At 55.3% G+C, this 16696-nt stretch carries 17 protein-coding genes; 11 read left to right on the top strand and 6 right to left on the bottom strand.

Annotated features, from left to right (window positions below):
* A partial coding sequence (locus ACR0AM_RS15740; RefSeq protein ID WP_480623430.1) for a hypothetical protein occupies window positions 1-190 on the top strand: 190 nt, incomplete at its 5' end.
* A gap of 23 nt (window positions 191-213) precedes the next feature.
* Here ACR0AM_RS15740 and ACR0AM_RS15735 read toward each other — a convergent pair.
* The gene (locus ACR0AM_RS15735; RefSeq protein WP_480623429.1) at window positions 214-1188 is read right to left on the bottom strand and encodes a DeoR/GlpR family DNA-binding transcription regulator; all 975 of its coding nucleotides are present in this window, start codon (window positions 1186-1188) and stop codon (window positions 214-216) included.
* A gap of 14 nt (window positions 1189-1202) precedes the next feature.
* Between ACR0AM_RS15735 and ACR0AM_RS15730 the strand changes: the two genes are divergently transcribed.
* From ACR0AM_RS15730 to ACR0AM_RS15710, 5 genes are all read left to right on the top strand, one after another.
* On the top strand, window positions 1203-2150 hold the full coding sequence (locus ACR0AM_RS15730; protein WP_480559044.1) for an ABC transporter substrate-binding protein: 948 nt from the start codon (window positions 1203-1205) through the stop codon (window positions 2148-2150).
* A gap of 76 nt (window positions 2151-2226) precedes the next feature.
* A complete protein-coding gene (locus ACR0AM_RS15725) occupies window positions 2227-3249 on the top strand; it encodes a quaternary amine ABC transporter ATP-binding protein (RefSeq protein WP_480623428.1) in 1023 nt (340 codons plus the stop codon).
* Window positions 3246-5237 (top strand): ABC transporter permease, encoded by a 1992-nt coding sequence (locus tag ACR0AM_RS15720; RefSeq protein WP_480623427.1) that lies wholly within the window; start codon window positions 3246-3248, stop codon window positions 5235-5237. The genes ACR0AM_RS15725 and ACR0AM_RS15720 overlap by 4 nt, the downstream gene beginning before the upstream one ends.
* A 1-nt stretch (window position 5238) precedes the next feature.
* The gene (locus tag ACR0AM_RS15715; RefSeq protein ID WP_480495192.1) at window positions 5239-6120 is read left to right on the top strand and encodes a phosphotransferase; all 882 of its coding nucleotides are present in this window, start codon (window positions 5239-5241) and stop codon (window positions 6118-6120) included.
* An 8-nt stretch (window positions 6121-6128) separates the two neighbouring features.
* A complete protein-coding gene (locus ACR0AM_RS15710) occupies window positions 6129-8573 on the top strand; it encodes a GcvT family protein (protein ID WP_480623426.1) in 2445 nt (814 codons plus the stop codon).
* 224 nt (window positions 8574-8797) lie between these two features.
* Here the strand turns inward: ACR0AM_RS15710 and ACR0AM_RS15705 are convergent, their stop codons facing one another.
* Complete coding sequence (locus tag ACR0AM_RS15705) at window positions 8798-9292, bottom strand: Lrp/AsnC family transcriptional regulator (RefSeq protein WP_480623425.1); 495 nt, start codon at window positions 9290-9292, stop codon at window positions 8798-8800.
* Window positions 9293-9377: 85 nt separating this feature from the next.
* Between ACR0AM_RS15705 and ACR0AM_RS15700 the strand changes: the two genes are divergently transcribed.
* Window positions 9378-10565 carry a diaminopropionate ammonia-lyase gene (locus ACR0AM_RS15700; RefSeq protein ID WP_480623424.1) on the top strand — a complete coding sequence of 396 codons (1188 nt, stop codon included), beginning with the start codon at window positions 9378-9380 and terminating at the stop codon, window positions 10563-10565.
* A gap of 135 nt (window positions 10566-10700) precedes the next feature.
* On the opposite strand, the gene ACR0AM_RS15695 is transcribed toward ACR0AM_RS15700, so the two are convergent.
* From ACR0AM_RS15695 to ACR0AM_RS15680, 4 genes are all read right to left on the bottom strand, one after another.
* On the bottom strand, window positions 10701-11483 hold the full coding sequence (locus ACR0AM_RS15695) for a VOC family protein (RefSeq protein WP_480623423.1): 783 nt from the start codon (window positions 11481-11483) through the stop codon (window positions 10701-10703).
* A 128-nt stretch (window positions 11484-11611) separates the two neighbouring features.
* Window positions 11612-11824, bottom strand: a complete 213-nt coding sequence (locus tag ACR0AM_RS15690; RefSeq protein ID WP_480477745.1) for a hypothetical protein — start codon at window positions 11822-11824, stop codon at window positions 11612-11614.
* A gap of 117 nt (window positions 11825-11941) precedes the next feature.
* Complete coding sequence (locus tag ACR0AM_RS15685; protein WP_480623422.1) at window positions 11942-12667, bottom strand: MOSC domain-containing protein; 726 nt, start codon at window positions 12665-12667, stop codon at window positions 11942-11944.
* Window positions 12668-13210, bottom strand: a complete 543-nt coding sequence (locus ACR0AM_RS15680; protein WP_480623421.1) for a MarR family winged helix-turn-helix transcriptional regulator — start codon at window positions 13208-13210, stop codon at window positions 12668-12670.
* An 87-nt stretch (window positions 13211-13297) separates the two neighbouring features.
* Here ACR0AM_RS15680 and ACR0AM_RS15675 point away from each other — a divergent pair, with 87 nt between their 5' ends.
* The 4 genes from ACR0AM_RS15675 to ACR0AM_RS15660 all read left to right on the top strand — a co-directional run bounded on the left by ACR0AM_RS15675 (window position 13298) and on the right by ACR0AM_RS15660 (window position 16630).
* Window positions 13298-14047 carry a hypothetical protein gene (locus ACR0AM_RS15675; protein WP_480623420.1) on the top strand — a complete coding sequence of 250 codons (750 nt, stop codon included), beginning with the start codon at window positions 13298-13300 and terminating at the stop codon, window positions 14045-14047.
* 56 nt (window positions 14048-14103) lie between these two features.
* Window positions 14104-14628 (top strand): redoxin domain-containing protein, encoded by a 525-nt coding sequence (locus tag ACR0AM_RS15670; protein WP_480520712.1) that lies wholly within the window; start codon window positions 14104-14106, stop codon window positions 14626-14628.
* Between the two features lie 343 nt (window positions 14629-14971).
* Window positions 14972-15757: a phosphodiesterase gene (locus ACR0AM_RS15665; protein ID WP_480623419.1), complete on the top strand. Its 786-nt coding sequence runs from the start codon at window positions 14972-14974 to the stop codon at window positions 15755-15757.
* Between the two features lie 3 nt (window positions 15758-15760).
* Window positions 15761-16630, top strand: a complete 870-nt coding sequence (locus ACR0AM_RS15660; RefSeq protein WP_480623418.1) for an EamA family transporter — start codon at window positions 15761-15763, stop codon at window positions 16628-16630.
* Window positions 16631-16696 lie beyond the last annotated feature (66 nt).

Below are 16696 nucleotides of genomic sequence, written 5' to 3'. Positions count from 1 at the left end.
GTCACATATCTCCGGCGGTTTCCTTCTCCCCAAGAACCCGCTCCGCAAAGTCCATAAACGCCCGTATGATCTTGACATCGCGACGCTGGGACGATGTGCTCTCAGTAGTCAATCTTTCTTTTGCAATGAAACAGGTGGAGCATCGGAGGGTTCCTTCACACCGGCTTGCCCGAAATATCACGTGACCTGATCTGCCCTGATGAGACAGAGCGCCTAGTCCGACCCTGCGATAACTACTTCGATATCATTTTTATCGAGCATGTCCTGGATATTGGCAGGAGGACGGCGGTCGGTAAAAAACACATCAATTCCGGCCATGTTGTGAAGAGATATCGGAGCCCGCTTGTTGAATTTTCCGCTGTCGGCAACGACGATGCGCACTTGCGCATTTTCAGCCGCAGCACGTGCGATATTGGCTTCTTCGAGATCATGCAGCATAAAGCCCAAATCTCCATTCACGGCTCCAACCGAAAACACTGCCAACTGTACGTTGAAACGCTTCACAAGATCCAATGCCTCTGCACCGAAAGCACCCCCATCATGGGCGCGCAATTCTCCACCGGCCAGAAACACCCGGTTGTTGTTGTGCTTTGACAACGTGTAAGCGACGAAAACCGAATTGGTAACCACAAACAGGTCTTTATGTTTCCGCAACGCAAGCGCGACGTAGGCGGTTGTCGAACCGATATCCAGAAATAAGGAATCCCCGTCGCTAATTGTATTTGCGACTGCCCGGGCTATTGCTTCTTTCGCATGCGCTTGCGTTCCCAAGCGGTTTTCAAAAGGTGGTTCTATTGCGTCTTCGCTAAGATGTACGCCGCCATGAACCTTCCGCACGATCTTGCGCTCTTCCAGTGCCTTGACGTTACGCCGGATCGTTTCATTGGAAACATTCAGTTTTTGAGCCAAGAGGCTGACCCTGCACGACCCGCCCGCATGTTGCAGCTCTCGAAGGATTTCTTCTTCGCGCTGATTTGTGGTTTTTCGTGGCTTTAACATGCGACCTCCTGAAAGGGGGATACGGCAGTCATCCCAATAAAACAATATTGCGCCCAATACGGTGCCATTCGGGGCTTTTTGTGTGAATTTTAACGAATTATCGTGGATAAGTGTGGTTTTTATTGACGTAGTTGTCAGGCTAGCGCAGCATGGAAGTGTAATAAACGAAAAACACTCAAAAAGCCACATTCAGGGAGCACAACATGATCAGGAAATTCAATACACTACACGCAATAGCATTAGTCGCTGGCGTAACTGCTTCGGCTTCTTGGGCCGCCGAATCGACGGACCCTATCAAACTGACGCTGCATGATTGGTCAGGACAGCTGATCAACACCAAGATAATGGGAGCAATCCTTCAAGAGGCAGGGTACAACGTTGAATATGTTCAGGCGGACTATATCGCTCAGTTTGCGGGCCTGAAGACAGGTGATCTACATCTGGCAATGGAAATCTGGGAAACCACCGGGCGTGAAGCGCTGGACGAAGCCACCGCCTCTGGCAACGTGGTGAACGTTGGTGAAACCGGTCTGATGGCGATCGAAGAATGGTGGTACCCAGCTTACATGAAAGACCGCTGCCCAGGCCTGCCAAACTGGGAAGCTTTGAAAGACTGCGCAGGGGAATTTGCCACCGCTGAAACCTCGCCAAATGGGCGCTATGTCGGTGGACCAGTGACCTGGGGCGGTTTCGACGACGAGCGCGTCGAAGCATTAGAGCTAGAGTTTGAAGTTGTCCACGCAGGCACGGATGCAGCGCTTTTTGCAGAACTGGAATCTGCATATCAGCGTGAAGATCCGATCATGCTTTGGGTCTATGTTCCACACTGGGCCCCGGCCAAATATGACGGCGAATTCGTGGAGTTTCCGCCATATTCGCCCGAGTGCTACAGCGACCCGTCAGTTGGTGTGAACCCGGATTTGGCCTATGACTGCGGAAAACCGCGTGGTCCGATCTGGAAGGCTGCTTGGGCTGGCCTGCAAGAGAAGTGGCCGGGCGCGTATGACATCATCGAAGCCTATAACATCAATAACGACGAGATGAGCGCCATGGTCGGCAAAGCCGATCTGGACGGTGTGGATATTGATGCAGTTGTCGCGGATTGGATGGAGACGAACAAAGACCGTTGGTCTGGCTGGATCTCTAAATAATCTGCTTGGCCGAAGCGGTTACCCCGCTCTCCTCTACCGCTTCGGTCTTCTTCCGTTTTAGTACCGGACATCACAGATGACCCCCACAACAAAACTGTCCTGCCGAAACGTTTGGAAGCTTTACGGTTCAAACGCCGAGACCCTTCTGGCGCAAAATCCGAACCCATCGGCAGATGAAATTCGAAATGCGGGTGTTATCGGAGCGGTACGCAACGCCAATATTGAAATCGTCGAAGGTGAAATCTTCATCATCATGGGCCTGTCCGGTTCAGGCAAATCAACCCTGGTTCGTTGTCTGTCCAGGTTGATCGAACCCACGAGCGGAGAGGTTCTGTTCGACGACGCCGACCTGCTGCGCGCCAGCGAAAAAGAAATGATTGAAATTCGCCGGCACAAGATGGGCATGGTGTTTCAGCATTTTGCCCTGCTGCCGCACCTGACTGTGTTGCAGAATGTGATGTTCCCCCTGACCATTCAGGCTACGCCCAAACACGAGGCCGAAGCAAAGGCGAGAGACGTGGTGGAACTGGTCGGACTGAAGGGGCGTGAAGACTACTATCCACGAGAGCTCTCGGGTGGTCAGCAACAGCGTGTGGGCATTGCCCGATCATTGGTGACAGAGCCCGATCTGTGGTTTCTGGACGAACCTTTTTCGGCCCTCGATCCGCTGATCCGTCGCGAAATGCAGGACGAATTTCTGCGACTACAGGAACGGTTGCATAAGACTATTGTCTTTATCACGCACGACTTTGAAGAAGCCGTTCGCTTGGCAGACCGCATCGCCATTATGAAGGACGGTGAAGTCATCCAGATTGCCACCCCAGAGGAACTGGTGATGAATCCAGCGACAGATTATGTGGCTGAATTCACGCGGCATATTCCGCGCTCCAAGGTTTTGACGGTTGGTGGTGTAATGACCGTCGGCGCTGCGGGTAAGGGTGAGCCCATTGTGCAATCAACCCGCGTCTCGGCCGTGGCGGAACGGATCATCACCGCAGATGCACCAATTCCTGTGACAGACGGCAATGGTCTGGTTATTGGCGCCATTGATCGCAAGGCTGTGGCCCATGTGCTATTCGGTGCAGGGGACTCGGTATGAACCGCCTGTCCCGCAGCCAGCTTGTCATTCTGCTGCTTGTCGGACTGACAATCCTGCTGGGGTATTTCGGCAGTAACCTGGGAAAAGCGCTGGATGCGCGCTGGATCACCAAATTCCCGTCGGCTTGGGTCGTCCCATTCAAAACTTATATCTCATCTGCAATGTCCTGGTTGATCGAGGATGCAGCAATCGGCCCAGTTTCGTTCACCGACGTTACCCGCGCTGCCGCTTGGTTGATCGAACAGCCCTATGACCTTGTCTTGTCCCTGCTGGCCGAAGGCTTTGTCGCCGGGCAAGGCAATGATGCGCAAGTCATTCTACCTGCGATCAGCTGGATTGTAGTGATCACCGCCGTAGTAGCTTTGGGACAGTATTGCCGGGACTGGGGGCTCGCGGCATTGGTCGGCGGCTGCTTTACCTATCTGGCCGTCTTTGGCCAGTGGGACAGCGCGATGGTCACGCTTGCATCGGTTCTGATTGCAGTGCCGGTTGGAGCGGGCGGAGGGCTGTTGTTGGGGATACTGGCTTATCGCCACCTGACTTTCGATCGCATCATCTCGCCCATTCTGGACCTGATGCAGACAATCCCGATCTTCGCCTATCTGGTACCAATTCTGTTCATGTTCGGCTTTGGACCGATTTCGGCGCTGGTCGCCACGATCATCTATGCGACACCGCCTATGGTGCGAATCACCACGCTTGCCTTGAGAGCCGTCGACCCCGAGATTTTGGACTTCGGGCGCATGGCTGGCACGACACAAAAGCAGTTGATGTGGCGCGTTTTGGTTCCTTCCGCCAGCCACAGCCTGATGGTGGGCGTCAATCAGGTGATCATGCTGACGCTGAACATGGTCATCATTGCCTCGATGATCGGGGCCGGAGGATTGGGGTTTGACGTCCTTGCCGCGCTGCGCCGCCTCGATATCGGCGCTGGGTTCGAGGCCGGTATTGCCATTGTGGTTCTGGCCATTGCGGTCGATCGCCTAAGTCAGGCTTTCGCCGAGCGTATGGGGCAGGTACATCACGAGCTCTCCGGCTCGTGGATCACCCGCCATCGCCGGACAGTTCTGGTAATGATCCTGCTGATTTTGACCTGGGTTCTAGGGCAGTTCTCACCCCTGCTGCTGGAATATCCTGAAAGCCAGACGATCACCACTGGCGGGTTCTGGGATGACACGGTCAAATACCTGAACATCAATTATTTTGACACGTTCGAGGCGATCAAGATCTTCTTCCTGACGTGGTTCATGATCCCGATAAAAACGGTTTTGCTGGGAATCCCATGGCCTTGGGCGATTGCCATGCTGACCTTGCTGGGTTGGCACGCGGGGGGCTGGCGGCTGGCACTGCTGTGCGGAGGACTGGCGTCGCTGATCCTCGTATCAGGACTGTGGGCCAAGGCAATGGTGACAGTTTATCTCTGCGGAGCCTCTGTGTTTCTTGCTACTCTGATCGGAGTTTCGCTGGGTGTTGTGGCCGCACTGAACAAACGCGCCGGGACAGTGATCAACCTGTTGATTGATACGTTGCAGACTTTGCCCAGCTTTGTCTATCTGATCCCGGTAGTGATGCTGTTCCGGGTCGGCGATTTCACTGCCCTGATTGCCATAGTCCTTTACGCACTGGCCCCGGCCGTGCGTTATGCGGCCCACGGCGTGCGCTCGGTCAGTGAGGAATTGATCGAGGCCGGATTGGTTTCTGGCTGCACACGCACGCAACTCCTGCGCCATATTCGCTTGCCCATGGCCCTGCCCGAAATCCTTCTGGGCATTAACCAGACCATCATGCTGGCGCTGTCCATGCTGGTTATCACGGCCCTCGTTGGCACCCGCGATCTGGGGCAGGAGGTCTACATTGCCCTGACAAAGGCTGACACTGGCCGGGGTCTGGTCGCAGGGCTGTCCATCGCATTCATTGCCATCATCGCTGATAGGCTGATCAACGCTAGCGCTCGTCAGGCACGCATCCGCTTTGGAATGGAGAGTTGATATGTCCAAATCCGACCTGATGACCCGCATTCGAAAGCTACCGATCTGGCAGGGCGAGATCAAAGCCACCCCGTTGACGGGTGGGATTACAAATGTGAACTACAAGGTCACTGACAGCAGTGGATGCTATGTGGTGCGTGTCGGTGACGACATCCCTTTGCACCAGGTGATGCGCTTCAACGAACTGGCTGCCAGTAAGGCCGCACATGCAGCGGGTCTGTCACCCGCTGTAGTGTTTTCGTCCAACGAATTGACAGTGCTGGAATTCGTCGAAAGCCGCACTTTGACCGAAGAGGACATACGCGACCCCAGTATGCTGCCGCGGGTGCTGGAGCTCGTGAAAGCCTGCCACCTTGAAGTGCCCAAGCACCTGCGCGGACCGTCGCTGGTGTTCTGGGTCTTTCACGTCATCCGCGACTATGCTGCCACTCTCACCGAGCGTGGAAGTTCGCATAAGGGCCTGATCCCGGAACTTGTGCAAATTGGAAATGACCTGGAAGCCGAAGCCGGGCCGTACGACATCGTGTTTGGCCATAACGACCTGCTTTGCGGCAACTTTCTGGACGATGGCACCCGCCTGTGGCTGATCGATTTCGACTACGCGGGATTCAACTCGCCACTATTTGATCTGGGGGGGCTGGCCTCGAACAACTCCCTTTCCAATGAACAAGAAGACTGGGTTCTGGAAACCTATTTCCAGGCACCCGTCACCAACCAATTACGTCATCGCTATTCGGCGATGAAATGCGCCTCGCTGCTTCGTGAAACCATGTGGAGCATGGTGTCCGAGATCACCTCGGAAATCGACTTCGATTACGCAGCCTACACGAGCGAAAATCTCGCACGGTTTCGCACGGCCCTGACCGATTACAAAAACACCTGAGGACAGATATGACCGACCTTCCAAATACAGCCAAAGCCGTCATCATCGGCGGCGGCATCATCGGCTGCTCGACCGCCTATCACCTTGCCAAGCTTGGTTGGACCGACACGGTGCTGCTGGAACGCAAAAAGCTGACTTCGGGCACCACATTCCATGCGGCGGGCCTGGTGGGGCAGCTGCGTTCGAACGCCAATATAACTCAGCTGTTGGGATATTCAGTCGATCTGTACAACAAGATTGAAGAAGAAACCGGTCTGGGAACGGGTTGGAAAATGAATGGTGGTTTGCGTCTCGCCTGCAACGAGGAACGCTGGACCGAGGTCAAACGGCAGGCCACCACAGCCCATTCCTTTGGTCTGGACATGCAGCTGCTGACCCCGAAGGAAGCGCAGAATCTTTGGCCGCTGATGGATATCAGTGACGTCATAGGCGCGGCGTTCCTGCCCACCGATGGGCAAGCAAACCCCTCGGACATTACCCAGGCGCTGGCCAAGGGCGCGCGCATGGCAGGCGCGAAGATATTCGAAAATACAAAGGTCACCGATCTTGAAATCGAGAACGGCAAGATCCTCGCCGTAATCACTGAACATGGCCGTATCGAATGCGAAAAAGTGATCGTGTGTGCAGGTCAATGGACGCGCGACTTTGCCGCCAAGTTCGGCGTGAATGTGCCGCTGGTACCAATGGAACACCAGTACATGGTCACAGAACCATTTGGTGTGCCCGGCGATCTGCCTACCCTGCGGGACCCTGATCGGCTGACCTATTACAAAGAAGAGGTCGGTGGGCTCGTCATGGGCGGCTATGAGCCGAACCCGATCCCGTGGGCGGTGAATGGCATACCGAAAGGTTTCCACTACACCATTCTCGACAGTAATTTCGACCATTTCGAACAGATCATGGAGCTGTCGCTGGGCCGGGTGCCAGCGTTGGAAACTGCGGGGATCAAGACACTGACGAACGGCCCAGAAAGCTTTACTCCGGATGGCAACTTCATTGTGGGTGAAGCACCAGAGCTGAAGAATTTCTTTGTTGGCGCTGGTTTCAACGCCTTTGGCATCGCCTCGGGCGGTGGCGCCGGAATGGTGCTGGCAGAATGGGCCGCCAAGGGCGAGCCGCCTTTTGACCTGTGGTCCGCCGACATTCGCCGTTTTGGCCGCCCGCATTTCGACACCGATTGGGTCCGCACCCGCACAGTCGAAGCATATGGCAAACACTACACCATGGCCTGGCCACACGAAGAACACGAATCCGGCCGCCCCTGCCGCAAGTCACCGCTTTACGATTCGCTTAAGGATCAGGGTGCGTGCTTTGGCGAAAAACTGGGTTGGGAGCGCCCGAACTGGTTTGCCGACGCTTCGCTGGGCGAGGCGCCAAAGGACGAATACAGCTTTGGCCGCCAGAACTGGTTTGCCGCCGTTGGTCGCGAACACAAAGCGGCCCGGGAGGCGGCCGTGCTGTTCGATCAAACATCGTTCGCCAAATTCGCGCTGAAAGGCCCCGACGCCCTGGCTGCGATGAACTGGATATGTGCCAATGATGTGGACAAACCGGTGGGCGCTCTGGTCTATACCCAGATGCTGAATGACAAGGGAGGAATTGAATGCGACCTGACCGTGGGCCGTGTAGCGCATGATGAGTTCTACATTGTCACCGGCACAGGCTTTGCCACCCACGATTTCGACTGGATCAGCCGCAATATTCCGGACGGGCTGAACTGCCAGCTGTTCGATATCACCTCCTCAAACGCAGTATTGTCGCTGATGGGGCCGAAATCACGAGACATTCTGGCGGCGGTTACCCGCGACGATGTGTCGAATGACGGGTTCAAGTTTGGTACAATCCGGACAGTCGGTATCGCCGGTTGCCCTGTCAGGGCGCTGCGGGTGACATATGTGGGCGAGCTAGGCTGGGAACTGCACTTGCCTGTCGAATATGCGCAAACAGTCTACACAGCGCTGATGGAAGCAGGGCAGCCGCAAGGGCTGGTTAATGCAGGCTACCGCGCAATTGAATCTCTTCGGTTAGAAAAGGGTTACCGCGCCTGGGGATCTGACATCGGGCCCGATCACACGCCGTTTGAAAGCGGGTTGGGCTGGGCTGTGAAACTGCGCAAAAACATAAACTTCAAGGGTCGCGCGACAAGCGAAAAGCAAAAGGCCGAGGGCGTCAAAAAGATGCTGGCCTGCTTTACCGTCGACCCTGATGTGGTGCTGTTGGGCCGCGAAACGATATACCGGGATGGAGAACGTGTGGGTTGGCTAACGTCGGGTGGCTATGGTTACACGACCGGCAAATCCATCGGTTACGGCTATGTCCGAAACCAGGGTGGTGTCGATGCGGAATTTGTTACGTCCGGCACGTATGAGTTGGAGGTTGCGACCCAACGTGTCCCCTGCGACGTTACACTTCAACCGCTTTACGATCCCAAAATGGACCGTATCAAATCGTAACACAAACCCCTGTAGCTAGGATGAGGTTGGGGTAAATGTGTCCCAACCTCATTACCTCAGGAAAGGTGTTCGTTTTCCAGGTAAACCAAGAGGTATCCCGGCAGGATTTACTGTCCAGATCACCAGGTTGCCGGCAGATTTGGAATGCACAAGCACTTTGTTTCCTGTTCTCGCCGCGCAACGTCAAATACCCCGCCGCACTACCTGCGCTGGTGGGGCACAAGTCAGATGTTCAACTGCATGGATGACTTTGTTCGGTCCATTGCAACGAATGTCCTGAACTTTCGGATGTTCTTGTTCGAGAAGAATAACCGTTGGGTAAGCTTTTCATATTCCGTCATATCTCGAACGATAACGATCAGAACAAAATCCACTTCACCAGTAACATAGTAACATTGCTGAACCTCAGGGGCATCATAGAAGCTGTTCTTGATTTCATCAATTTTTCCGCCTGTCTCGGTTTTTAGTTCGACTTCGACGAAAATGGTCAGCGGCAATCCCACGGCTGCCGGATCAATATGCGCTGATTGCGCGGCAATGATCCCTTCCGCCTCCATGCGTTTGATCCTTCGCTGTACGCTGGGCGCAGACAGATTCACGCTTTCACCGATTTGACGGTGCGGCACCGTATTGTCCTGCTGCAACACCCTAAGAATCGCGAGATCGAAGCTATCCAGACTTCCTGATGAAAATTTTTGCTTCACGGCAACCTCATGCAAGTTTGCTTCAATTTCACCTGCAACTTAGAGCGAAAACATCACCGCTATTGATTTATTTTTGCACCAACAATGGAAGGACCACAAAATGCTCGCAAACTTTGAGACTGTCGGAATTGAAAGCCATGCAGCCAAGCCACGCTTTGGCCATGCCGCCGCAAACACTTTACCCCGCGAGGGTTTTGACCTCGCGCAGCGGGAAATTCAAAGCTGGAATGGATATGAAAGAGCCCCAATGCTATCCCTTCAAGGTCTAGCCGATGCGCTGAATCTGGGCACAGTCTGTTACAAGCATGAAGGGTTAAGATTTGGCTTGGGCAGTTTCAAAGCACTTGGCGGCGCTTATGCGGTTCTGCGGGTATTACAGCGTGAATTGACCGAAAAGGCAGGCCGGGAAGTCACCGCCGATGAGATTAGAAACGGCACCCATGCTGCCGGAATTGCAGACATAACCGTCATCTCCGCAACAGATGGCAATCACGGGCGTTCAGTGGCTTGGGGTGCCCAGCGCTTCGGCGCGCCTTGCCGAATTTACATTCACAAAGAAGTAAGCGAATTTCGCGCCGACGCAATGCGCCAGCTGGGGGCCGAAGTGATCCGAGTTGATGGAGATTACGACGCTTCCGTAGCACAGACCCGCATTGATGCAGCAGAACACGGCTGGTTGATCGTTTCGGATACTTCCTGGCCCGGTTACACTCAGGCACCGCTTGATGTCATGGCTGGCTATGGGGTCATGGCGCGTGAGATCGTGCAGGACTTAGCTTTGCCACCCACTCATGTCTTCCTGCAAGGCGGCGTTGGAGGCTTGGCGGCTGCCGTCACCGCGGTATTCCTCCAGGATTGGGGGCAGAATGCTCCGCGCGTCATCGTGGTCGAGCCTGAATTGGCCCCCTGCCTTTTTGCAAGCGCCCAGGCAAATCGGCCTACAGCCGTCGAAGTAGGCGAAGAAACCATAATGGCTGGGTTATCCTGCGGCGCGCCGTCCGAATTGGCATGGAACGTTTTGGGAGAGGCCGCCAGCGGTTTTATGACGATCCCTGATCAGCTTGTGGCACCGGCCGTCCGCCTATTGGCAAACGGCGCTTTCGGAGATGAGCCAATCGAGGCTGGCGAAAGCGCCGTAGCCGGTCTGATTGGCTTGATCTGCGCGTCATTGCGCACCGACCTGCGACAACAATTTCAAATTACACCAAAATCCAGAGTGATGTTAATCGGGTCAGAGGGCGTCACAGATCCGCATGTTTTCAACCGGATCATGAATGATAGCAACTGACATGCGGAAATGACCCCGCTTGGTATTCCCCCTTGGTGGAAGCCGCGCCCGGCTTCCACCTTCCGGCCAGGCCGCCGGAGTTTACCGCTGTCCCACCTGCTAGATACGCCTTTGTCCTTAGCCAATCATGCAGGTTCACTTCCTTTCGACAGTGAACCGCGTTCCCCACGGGTCCGTCAGCTCTTGCGGTTGCAATACAATCCCATCCGTCAACAGCACGATCTCGTCCAAGCCGCTGCTGTCAGTTGGACGAGCTTTTACGCCATTGCTGTTCCAGATATTGCCTGCAAAGTGATGGTGGTACCCGCCCGAACTGTAGAACCCTGCTGAACCTTCGTGCAGCATGCAGTCCTGCGCTAGATGTCGCGTCATGAATTCGTCGACCGCATTGATATCCCCGACCTGTAGGTGGACATGTCCGACCACCATATTTTCCGGAGCCCCGGACCAGTCTTGACGGGCCGCACCCGCAATGGCCTCCAGGTTCAGATGATGCGAGCCCATGCAGATATACTCTCCATCCATCTGCCATGTTTCAACAGGCCGGTCGGCGTAGATTTCGATCCCATTGCCTTCTGGATCGTTTAGATACAGCGCCTCGCTGACGTCGTGATCCGCCGCCCCGGTTAAAGGGATGCGGTTTTGTGCAGCATAGATCAGCCAGCGTCCCAGGTAATCGCGGTCCGGCATCAGAAAAGCTGTATGGAAAAGACCCGCCGCATGCGGATAGCGACGCGCGGTACGGTCTTGGCGCAACTCGAGCAGAACGTTGTTTCCAGCGCCCAGTTTCAGGGTTTCGCCATCCCGCGCCAATTCCTCAAGGCCGAGCACTTGTTGGTAAAAGGTCCCAACAGCGTCCAGATCGTTCACAATCAGTGCCACACGGCCGATTGACACGGGGGCTTCACTGCTTTTCATGCCAAAGACTCCTTTTCTGAGATTCGAAACCCCCTTCCCATCAACCGCGCTGGCGTAGGCCCGCGTTCCCAGCATATTCGCGATCATCGTTGTACTGGCGGCGGCAGTCAAACCTCCAGCCATCCTGTTTAGAAATCCTCGCCTGTGCACATTGCCGGGATTGCAGCATAGAGACCCTCGGCAAGCACGCGGTACAGATCGACCTGCACATCACGATCGGCGGCCAGTTCACCGGCAACAGCCTCGATCAACTCAACCGGCCCCTCGCCACACGCGGTGGCGTGCTGAACATAGGTATCGCCAATATACCACGCGAAGTTGTTGAGGTTCCGGTAAACCAAAACATCCCGACAAAACCCTTCGGACAGTTTGATCGAGGCCTGGGTTTGTGCGTCTTTGCTTAGCTTATCGGCAGGGAGCGGGGTACCTGCCCAAGTCGTCCACCCATCATACCGACGTCACCCAGTGGACCCCTCGGACGACGTATTCGGCATGCTCCCCAATCTTGCACGCGTATCTTCTTTTACATCGCCCATGGCCATGCGCGCGAAGGCTTGCCGCCAGCCTAGGGCGAGGTCTGTCAGATTTGCGAGGGCTTCGGCATCTTCACGGGAAACTCGTCGTGTTAGACGGGCGCGGGTCACGTACAACACGCTCCAGTCCGGATTGCGCCTTTCAATCAACGTTATTCGATCTCCTGCTTCGACCTCACCGGTTTCCAGAACACGGTAGTACCACCCTGTGCGACCCGTTTTCTGAAACAGGTAGGGCATCCATTCATTTCCAGTGTGCAGTCCCAGTTTCCAGCAGGGCTGACGGCCCTGGCTGATTTGAACGATTGCCGTGCCCAGCCTCAGGATGTCGCCAATGCACAGATTTTCCTCGGTCAAACCGGTTGTTGAGATGTTTTCACCAAAAGCAGCGGGCACTGCGCCGGGGGGCAGCTGCCCTTCTCTCTGCCAATCCGCATAGTGATCCTGCGCATAATGGTGAATGGCTTTCTCTGCACCGCCATGCACGGTCAGGTCCGCCTGTGCATCGTCTGAAAAACCAGTAAGCGAAATGACCTGACGTCCGGGCACCCGGTCCTTTTGAATGGCAGAGGGCGGCCTTGCCTCCCAGCGGTTAGTGACACGACCCAGGAAAATGCCACCGATTTCTGAGGATTGTTCAGGAAGGAACATTCAGGCTTCTTTGTGTTCGATGCATATCTTTTCTTCTTCGCCGCGCTCGAGGCTAAGGTTCAGCAAGGTGCAATAGTCATTTCCCATACCTGTCTCATGATAGGCGCAGGTCATGCATTTCCCGAACGAGTGGCCACCGTTCGCTGCCAATGCCAACCTCAAACTCTGAAGAAGACCCTCCTTGAGGGACACCTGAACGCTGGCGGGCAGATTGCCAATGGCGTCTGCAATCGGATTGGCCTCTGCCAAAACGGCGCGGCCAGCCTCGGTCAACTCATGCGAGATCGACCGCTGGTCAGATTTTTGCCGGTGTTCGGCGGCGTATCCCTTGCGCACAAGCGCCTTCAGCGTCTGGGACATCGTTCCGCGTGTTGTCCCTAGGTAATCTGCGACATGTGACGGTGAACGGGAAAACTGATTTGCCTCGGACAGGTACTCCAGCGCGGCTCTTTGCGTCGGATTCAGGTCGCCCGCCCAGCCCGCAGCGGAATCTATCCTGGCAAGGCGGTTGATAAGGATACGTATATTGTGATCGTTTCTCATGCTACAACAAGTAGCGAGTCGAAATTAAAGTTGCAATACGTTTCTTCTTATAGTATCGAATCGCTATTACTTGACCGGAGATGAGAAATGACACTTACCTGGAATTCACTTGCTGCCATTGTGATCGGAGCTTCACCTGCCATCGCAGACGGCACTCACGCCCTTCATCAGGAGGGGGCTGTTATCTCTCCCGCTGATGCCAGCATGACGGCTGACTTCGACATCCTTGCAGCGCATGCGCATCGCAACGGCAATATTGTTACGTTTCACATGACCACCAGCGGCACTGCCGGGGCTTCGGTTCCAGCGGCAACCGGGTCAGTGGGCGGGTCAGACGTCTGGTCCTATGTGTGGCCTACATCTCTGGATCCGTCTGCAGTGGGTTTCGAAGGCGGCACCGGCATCCTGGCAATGGCAGCAACCAGCCACCCGGATTTTGACGACACGCCTCTTTTTGATGAAAACGGCGATGGCAATCCAGCCAATGATGGCATCGAGTGGCACAGCCACTGGGTTGTACTCACCCCGACCGAAGCTTGCAGCCCGGGCGCCCTTGCAGTGCGCGATATTCCCGAAGGGTCGACGCCAAAGCTTCCTGCGACCTGGCCTGGGTTCCCAATCTTTCTGGACAGCCCTGGGTTCACACCGCTGTTCGATGGCCCGGAAATTCAGGTTAATGCTGGGTTTTCCAGCGACGTTCAGCTTGAGGGCATCGCTTATGATGGCGTGACCTCTGCCCTGCGGGTAAACGCCAACATTCACGCTCCGCTGTTGTGCGTCACGGATGTTTTCGACATTGCGTCGGGCGACCTGAGCCTGCCGGGCAAGCTTCAGTAACGGTATCAGCCGGTCGCTTCACGCAGGCGTCCGGCCCCTGAACAAGAGAGACCAATATGCAAGCACCTGAACTACAGGTCAGTGAATGGTTCAACACTGACAAGAATTTAAAGCTTTCGGATTTCCAGGGTAAGGTTGTCCTGATTGAGGCTTTCCAGATGCTGTGCCCAGGCTGCGTCCTCCATGGCATTCCTCTGGCACAAGCTGTGCGGGAGCATTTTTCCAGCGAACACGTCGCCGTAATCGGTTTGCACACCGTTTTCGAACATCATGACGCGATGACCCCGGTATCACTGAAAGCCTTTCTTCACGAATACCGTATCAAATTTCCTGTGGCGGTCGACAAACAGGGCACCGGGCCGTTGCCGGAAACCATGGCGGCATACGGAATGCGCGGCACGCCCAGCCTTGTTCTGTTGGATCAGTCAGGACGGATTGCAGCACATCACTTTGGCCAGGTCTCAGAGCTGCAAGTGGGTGCAGAGATTGGCAGCCTGCTTGCCCGTAAGGCTGCTGCTGAGGACGCAAGTCGGCACCCCAGTCAGGCCAGCCGGTGTGATGACACTGGCTGCGCTGTGTAAAACGGAAGTGTAGAGAAGACAAACCAAGGCGCACTTCCCATTCTCGGTTTGTGCTACTTGGGTTCACCCTTTTCTTAACTGTGCAGGTCTGCCCTGGTTTCACATGATCGTTTCGGCCAGGCACCACGCCCGTTTCAGATTTGAATACCGCGATAGCAATAAGGCCGGATCATCTGGAATACGGTTTCACACCGGTCGAGGCAAGTTTCGCAAACTCTGTCGTGTTCGGCTGCCAACCTTGTCGTGTATGAGCGAGTGATGCCAGTGAAATTCTTACTAAATCCGTGCGATCGGCAAGCTTCGTCGATACCTTGTTTCTTGCATTACTCGGGGGAAATGGCGGATGAAGTTCATTCACATCACTGATATACACCTCGTCCGCGACTCCGGACCGCTCAATGGCGGTTTTCCGTCCCAACGGTTGGACGCCTGCTTGGACGATATCCTTCAGTGGCATTCCGATGCGGCGTTCTGTGTCATCTCTGGCGACTTGGCTGAATTTGCCGAGGAGGAGGCCTATCGGGCGCTCAAGGCGAGACTGGCCGCATTTCCTCTTCGCTCATTTCTGCTGATTGGAAATCACGACGACCGAGCCGTTTTCCAATCGGTCTTCCCGGATCATCCAAAGGATGCCAATGGGTTTGTCCAGCATCGGTTCGAAATGGACGAGGGTGTTTTCTTGTTTCTCGATTCAACCAAAGACGGGCGCGATGTGCATGAAGGGCAGCTTTGCCCTGCCCGGCTGGACTGGCTCAGGCAGCAACTGACCGAAGCCGAGGACAAGCCCACCTATGTGTTTTTGCACCACCCACCCTTTGACCTTGGCATTCCCCTTGTGGACGATATCAGGCTGGTCGAGGCGGACGCCTTTGCTGATGCCCTCAAACACGGGCGCAATATTCGGCATGTATTTTACGGTCATGTACACCGCATGACCTACGTGAATTGGCGCGGCTTTCCATTTACCAGCCTGCCCAGCCTCAACCACCAGGTCCCGTTGAATGCGGCCAGCGCCGATGGCGAGTTCTGCGACGAACCTCCGGCCTACGGTGTGGTACAGATTGCCGAGGATCAGTTGACAGTGCATTTCAACACTTTCCTGCAACGCAACCCATTGCATCAGACCTGAGGCATGGAATCCTACTGGATCGCATTGGTTCTCGTTTCGGCGGCAACCCACCCATTGCGCGACCTTACGCTGAAAGGGGTTGCGCATCCGGTGTCGTGCTATGTCGGAGTGTCTCTGACCTGGGTGATCCTGGCGGCGGTTCATACGCTGGTCATGGGTCAGGAATTGAGCCTGCCGCTTGAGACCTGGCCCTTTGTCGCAATCTCAGCCCTTGGTTTGACCTTCTATTACTACGGCACATTGTCGGCCCTGAGACGTGGGAACCTGTCGGTTTATTATCCGATTATCCGTTCGTCGCCGATTGCCATTGTTGCTTTCAGCTGGCTGGCCCTTGATCAGCATTATTCGTGGTTCACATTGGTGGGAATCGCGCTGGTCCTTTTAGGCAGCCTGATGATCCAGAAGTCGCCCGGCGGCCTACTGCACGATCACAGAGCATTCGCGCTGGCAAGTATGGCGATGCTGGGGTCGGCTGCCTATTCGTTAAGCGATGCCCAAGCGATGAAGCTGACCAATCCGGCACCTTTCCTGTTTTTCACCTATATTCTTGTGACACCGCTGCTTGCTGGCATCAGGGCCTGGGAAGATCGCCACTTGTCAGCCCCGTTCCTGGGGGTCGTGCGGGGCTGGGCACAGGCACCGGTGCGGATCGCATTTGCCGGGATCGTGTCCTATCTGTCCTACCTGTTCATCCTGACCGCTTTTCAGCTTGGGGCTGAGGCCGCCACAGTCAGCGCGGTCCGGCAAGCATCAATCCCGGTTTCGGTGACCCTCGCAGCGATCATCCTCAAGGAATCCCGCTTTCTGCACCGTATCGGCTGGGCCAGCCTGATCGCACTGGGAATCCTGTTGATTATGCTGTCCCGAGGTTAAACCTGTATCCACTGTCTTGATGTACCGCAAATTCACCATTCTTCCACTGGCCTTGTTTAGGATCTT

The organism is Ruegeria sp. AD9 (assembly GCF_056542305.1).
Note: the sequence above shows the minus strand (reverse complement) of the source record. Positions and strands in the feature narration are given on the sequence as shown.

Bases quoted from the DNA above. Each gene is read 5' to 3' on its own strand.
- ACR0AM_RS15695 (WP_480623423.1), bottom strand. From the start codon at position 11,483: ATGAAAAGCAGTGAAGCCCCCGTGTCAATCGGCCGTGTGGCACTGATT.
- ACR0AM_RS15665 (WP_480623419.1), top strand. From the start codon at position 14,972: ATGAAGTTCATTCACATCACTGATATACACCTCGTCCGCGACTCCGGA.
- ACR0AM_RS15675 (WP_480623420.1), top strand. From the start codon at position 13,298: ATGACACTTACCTGGAATTCACTTGCTGCCATTGTGATCGGAGCTTCA.
- ACR0AM_RS15710 (WP_480623426.1), top strand. From the start codon at position 6,129: ATGACCGACCTTCCAAATACAGCCAAAGCCGTCATCATCGGCGGCGGC.
- ACR0AM_RS15685 (WP_480623422.1), bottom strand. From the start codon at position 12,667: ATGTTCCTTCCTGAACAATCCTCAGAAATCGGTGGCATTTTCCTGGGT.
- ACR0AM_RS15720 (WP_480623427.1), top strand. From the start codon at position 3,246: ATGAACCGCCTGTCCCGCAGCCAGCTTGTCATTCTGCTGCTTGTCGGA.
- ACR0AM_RS15730 (WP_480559044.1), top strand. From the start codon at position 1,203: ATGATCAGGAAATTCAATACACTACACGCAATAGCATTAGTCGCTGGC.
- ACR0AM_RS15735 (WP_480623429.1), bottom strand. From the start codon at position 1,188: ATGTGGCTTTTTGAGTGTTTTTCGTTTATTACACTTCCATGCTGCGCT.
- ACR0AM_RS15715 (WP_480495192.1), top strand. From the start codon at position 5,239: ATGTCCAAATCCGACCTGATGACCCGCATTCGAAAGCTACCGATCTGG.
- ACR0AM_RS15680 (WP_480623421.1), bottom strand. From the start codon at position 13,210: ATGAGAAACGATCACAATATACGTATCCTTATCAACCGCCTTGCCAGG.
- ACR0AM_RS15725 (WP_480623428.1), top strand. From the start codon at position 2,227: ATGACCCCCACAACAAAACTGTCCTGCCGAAACGTTTGGAAGCTTTAC.
- ACR0AM_RS15670 (WP_480520712.1), top strand. From the start codon at position 14,104: ATGCAAGCACCTGAACTACAGGTCAGTGAATGGTTCAACACTGACAAG.
- ACR0AM_RS15700 (WP_480623424.1), top strand. From the start codon at position 9,378: ATGCTCGCAAACTTTGAGACTGTCGGAATTGAAAGCCATGCAGCCAAG.
- ACR0AM_RS15660 (WP_480623418.1), top strand. From the start codon at position 15,761: ATGGAATCCTACTGGATCGCATTGGTTCTCGTTTCGGCGGCAACCCAC.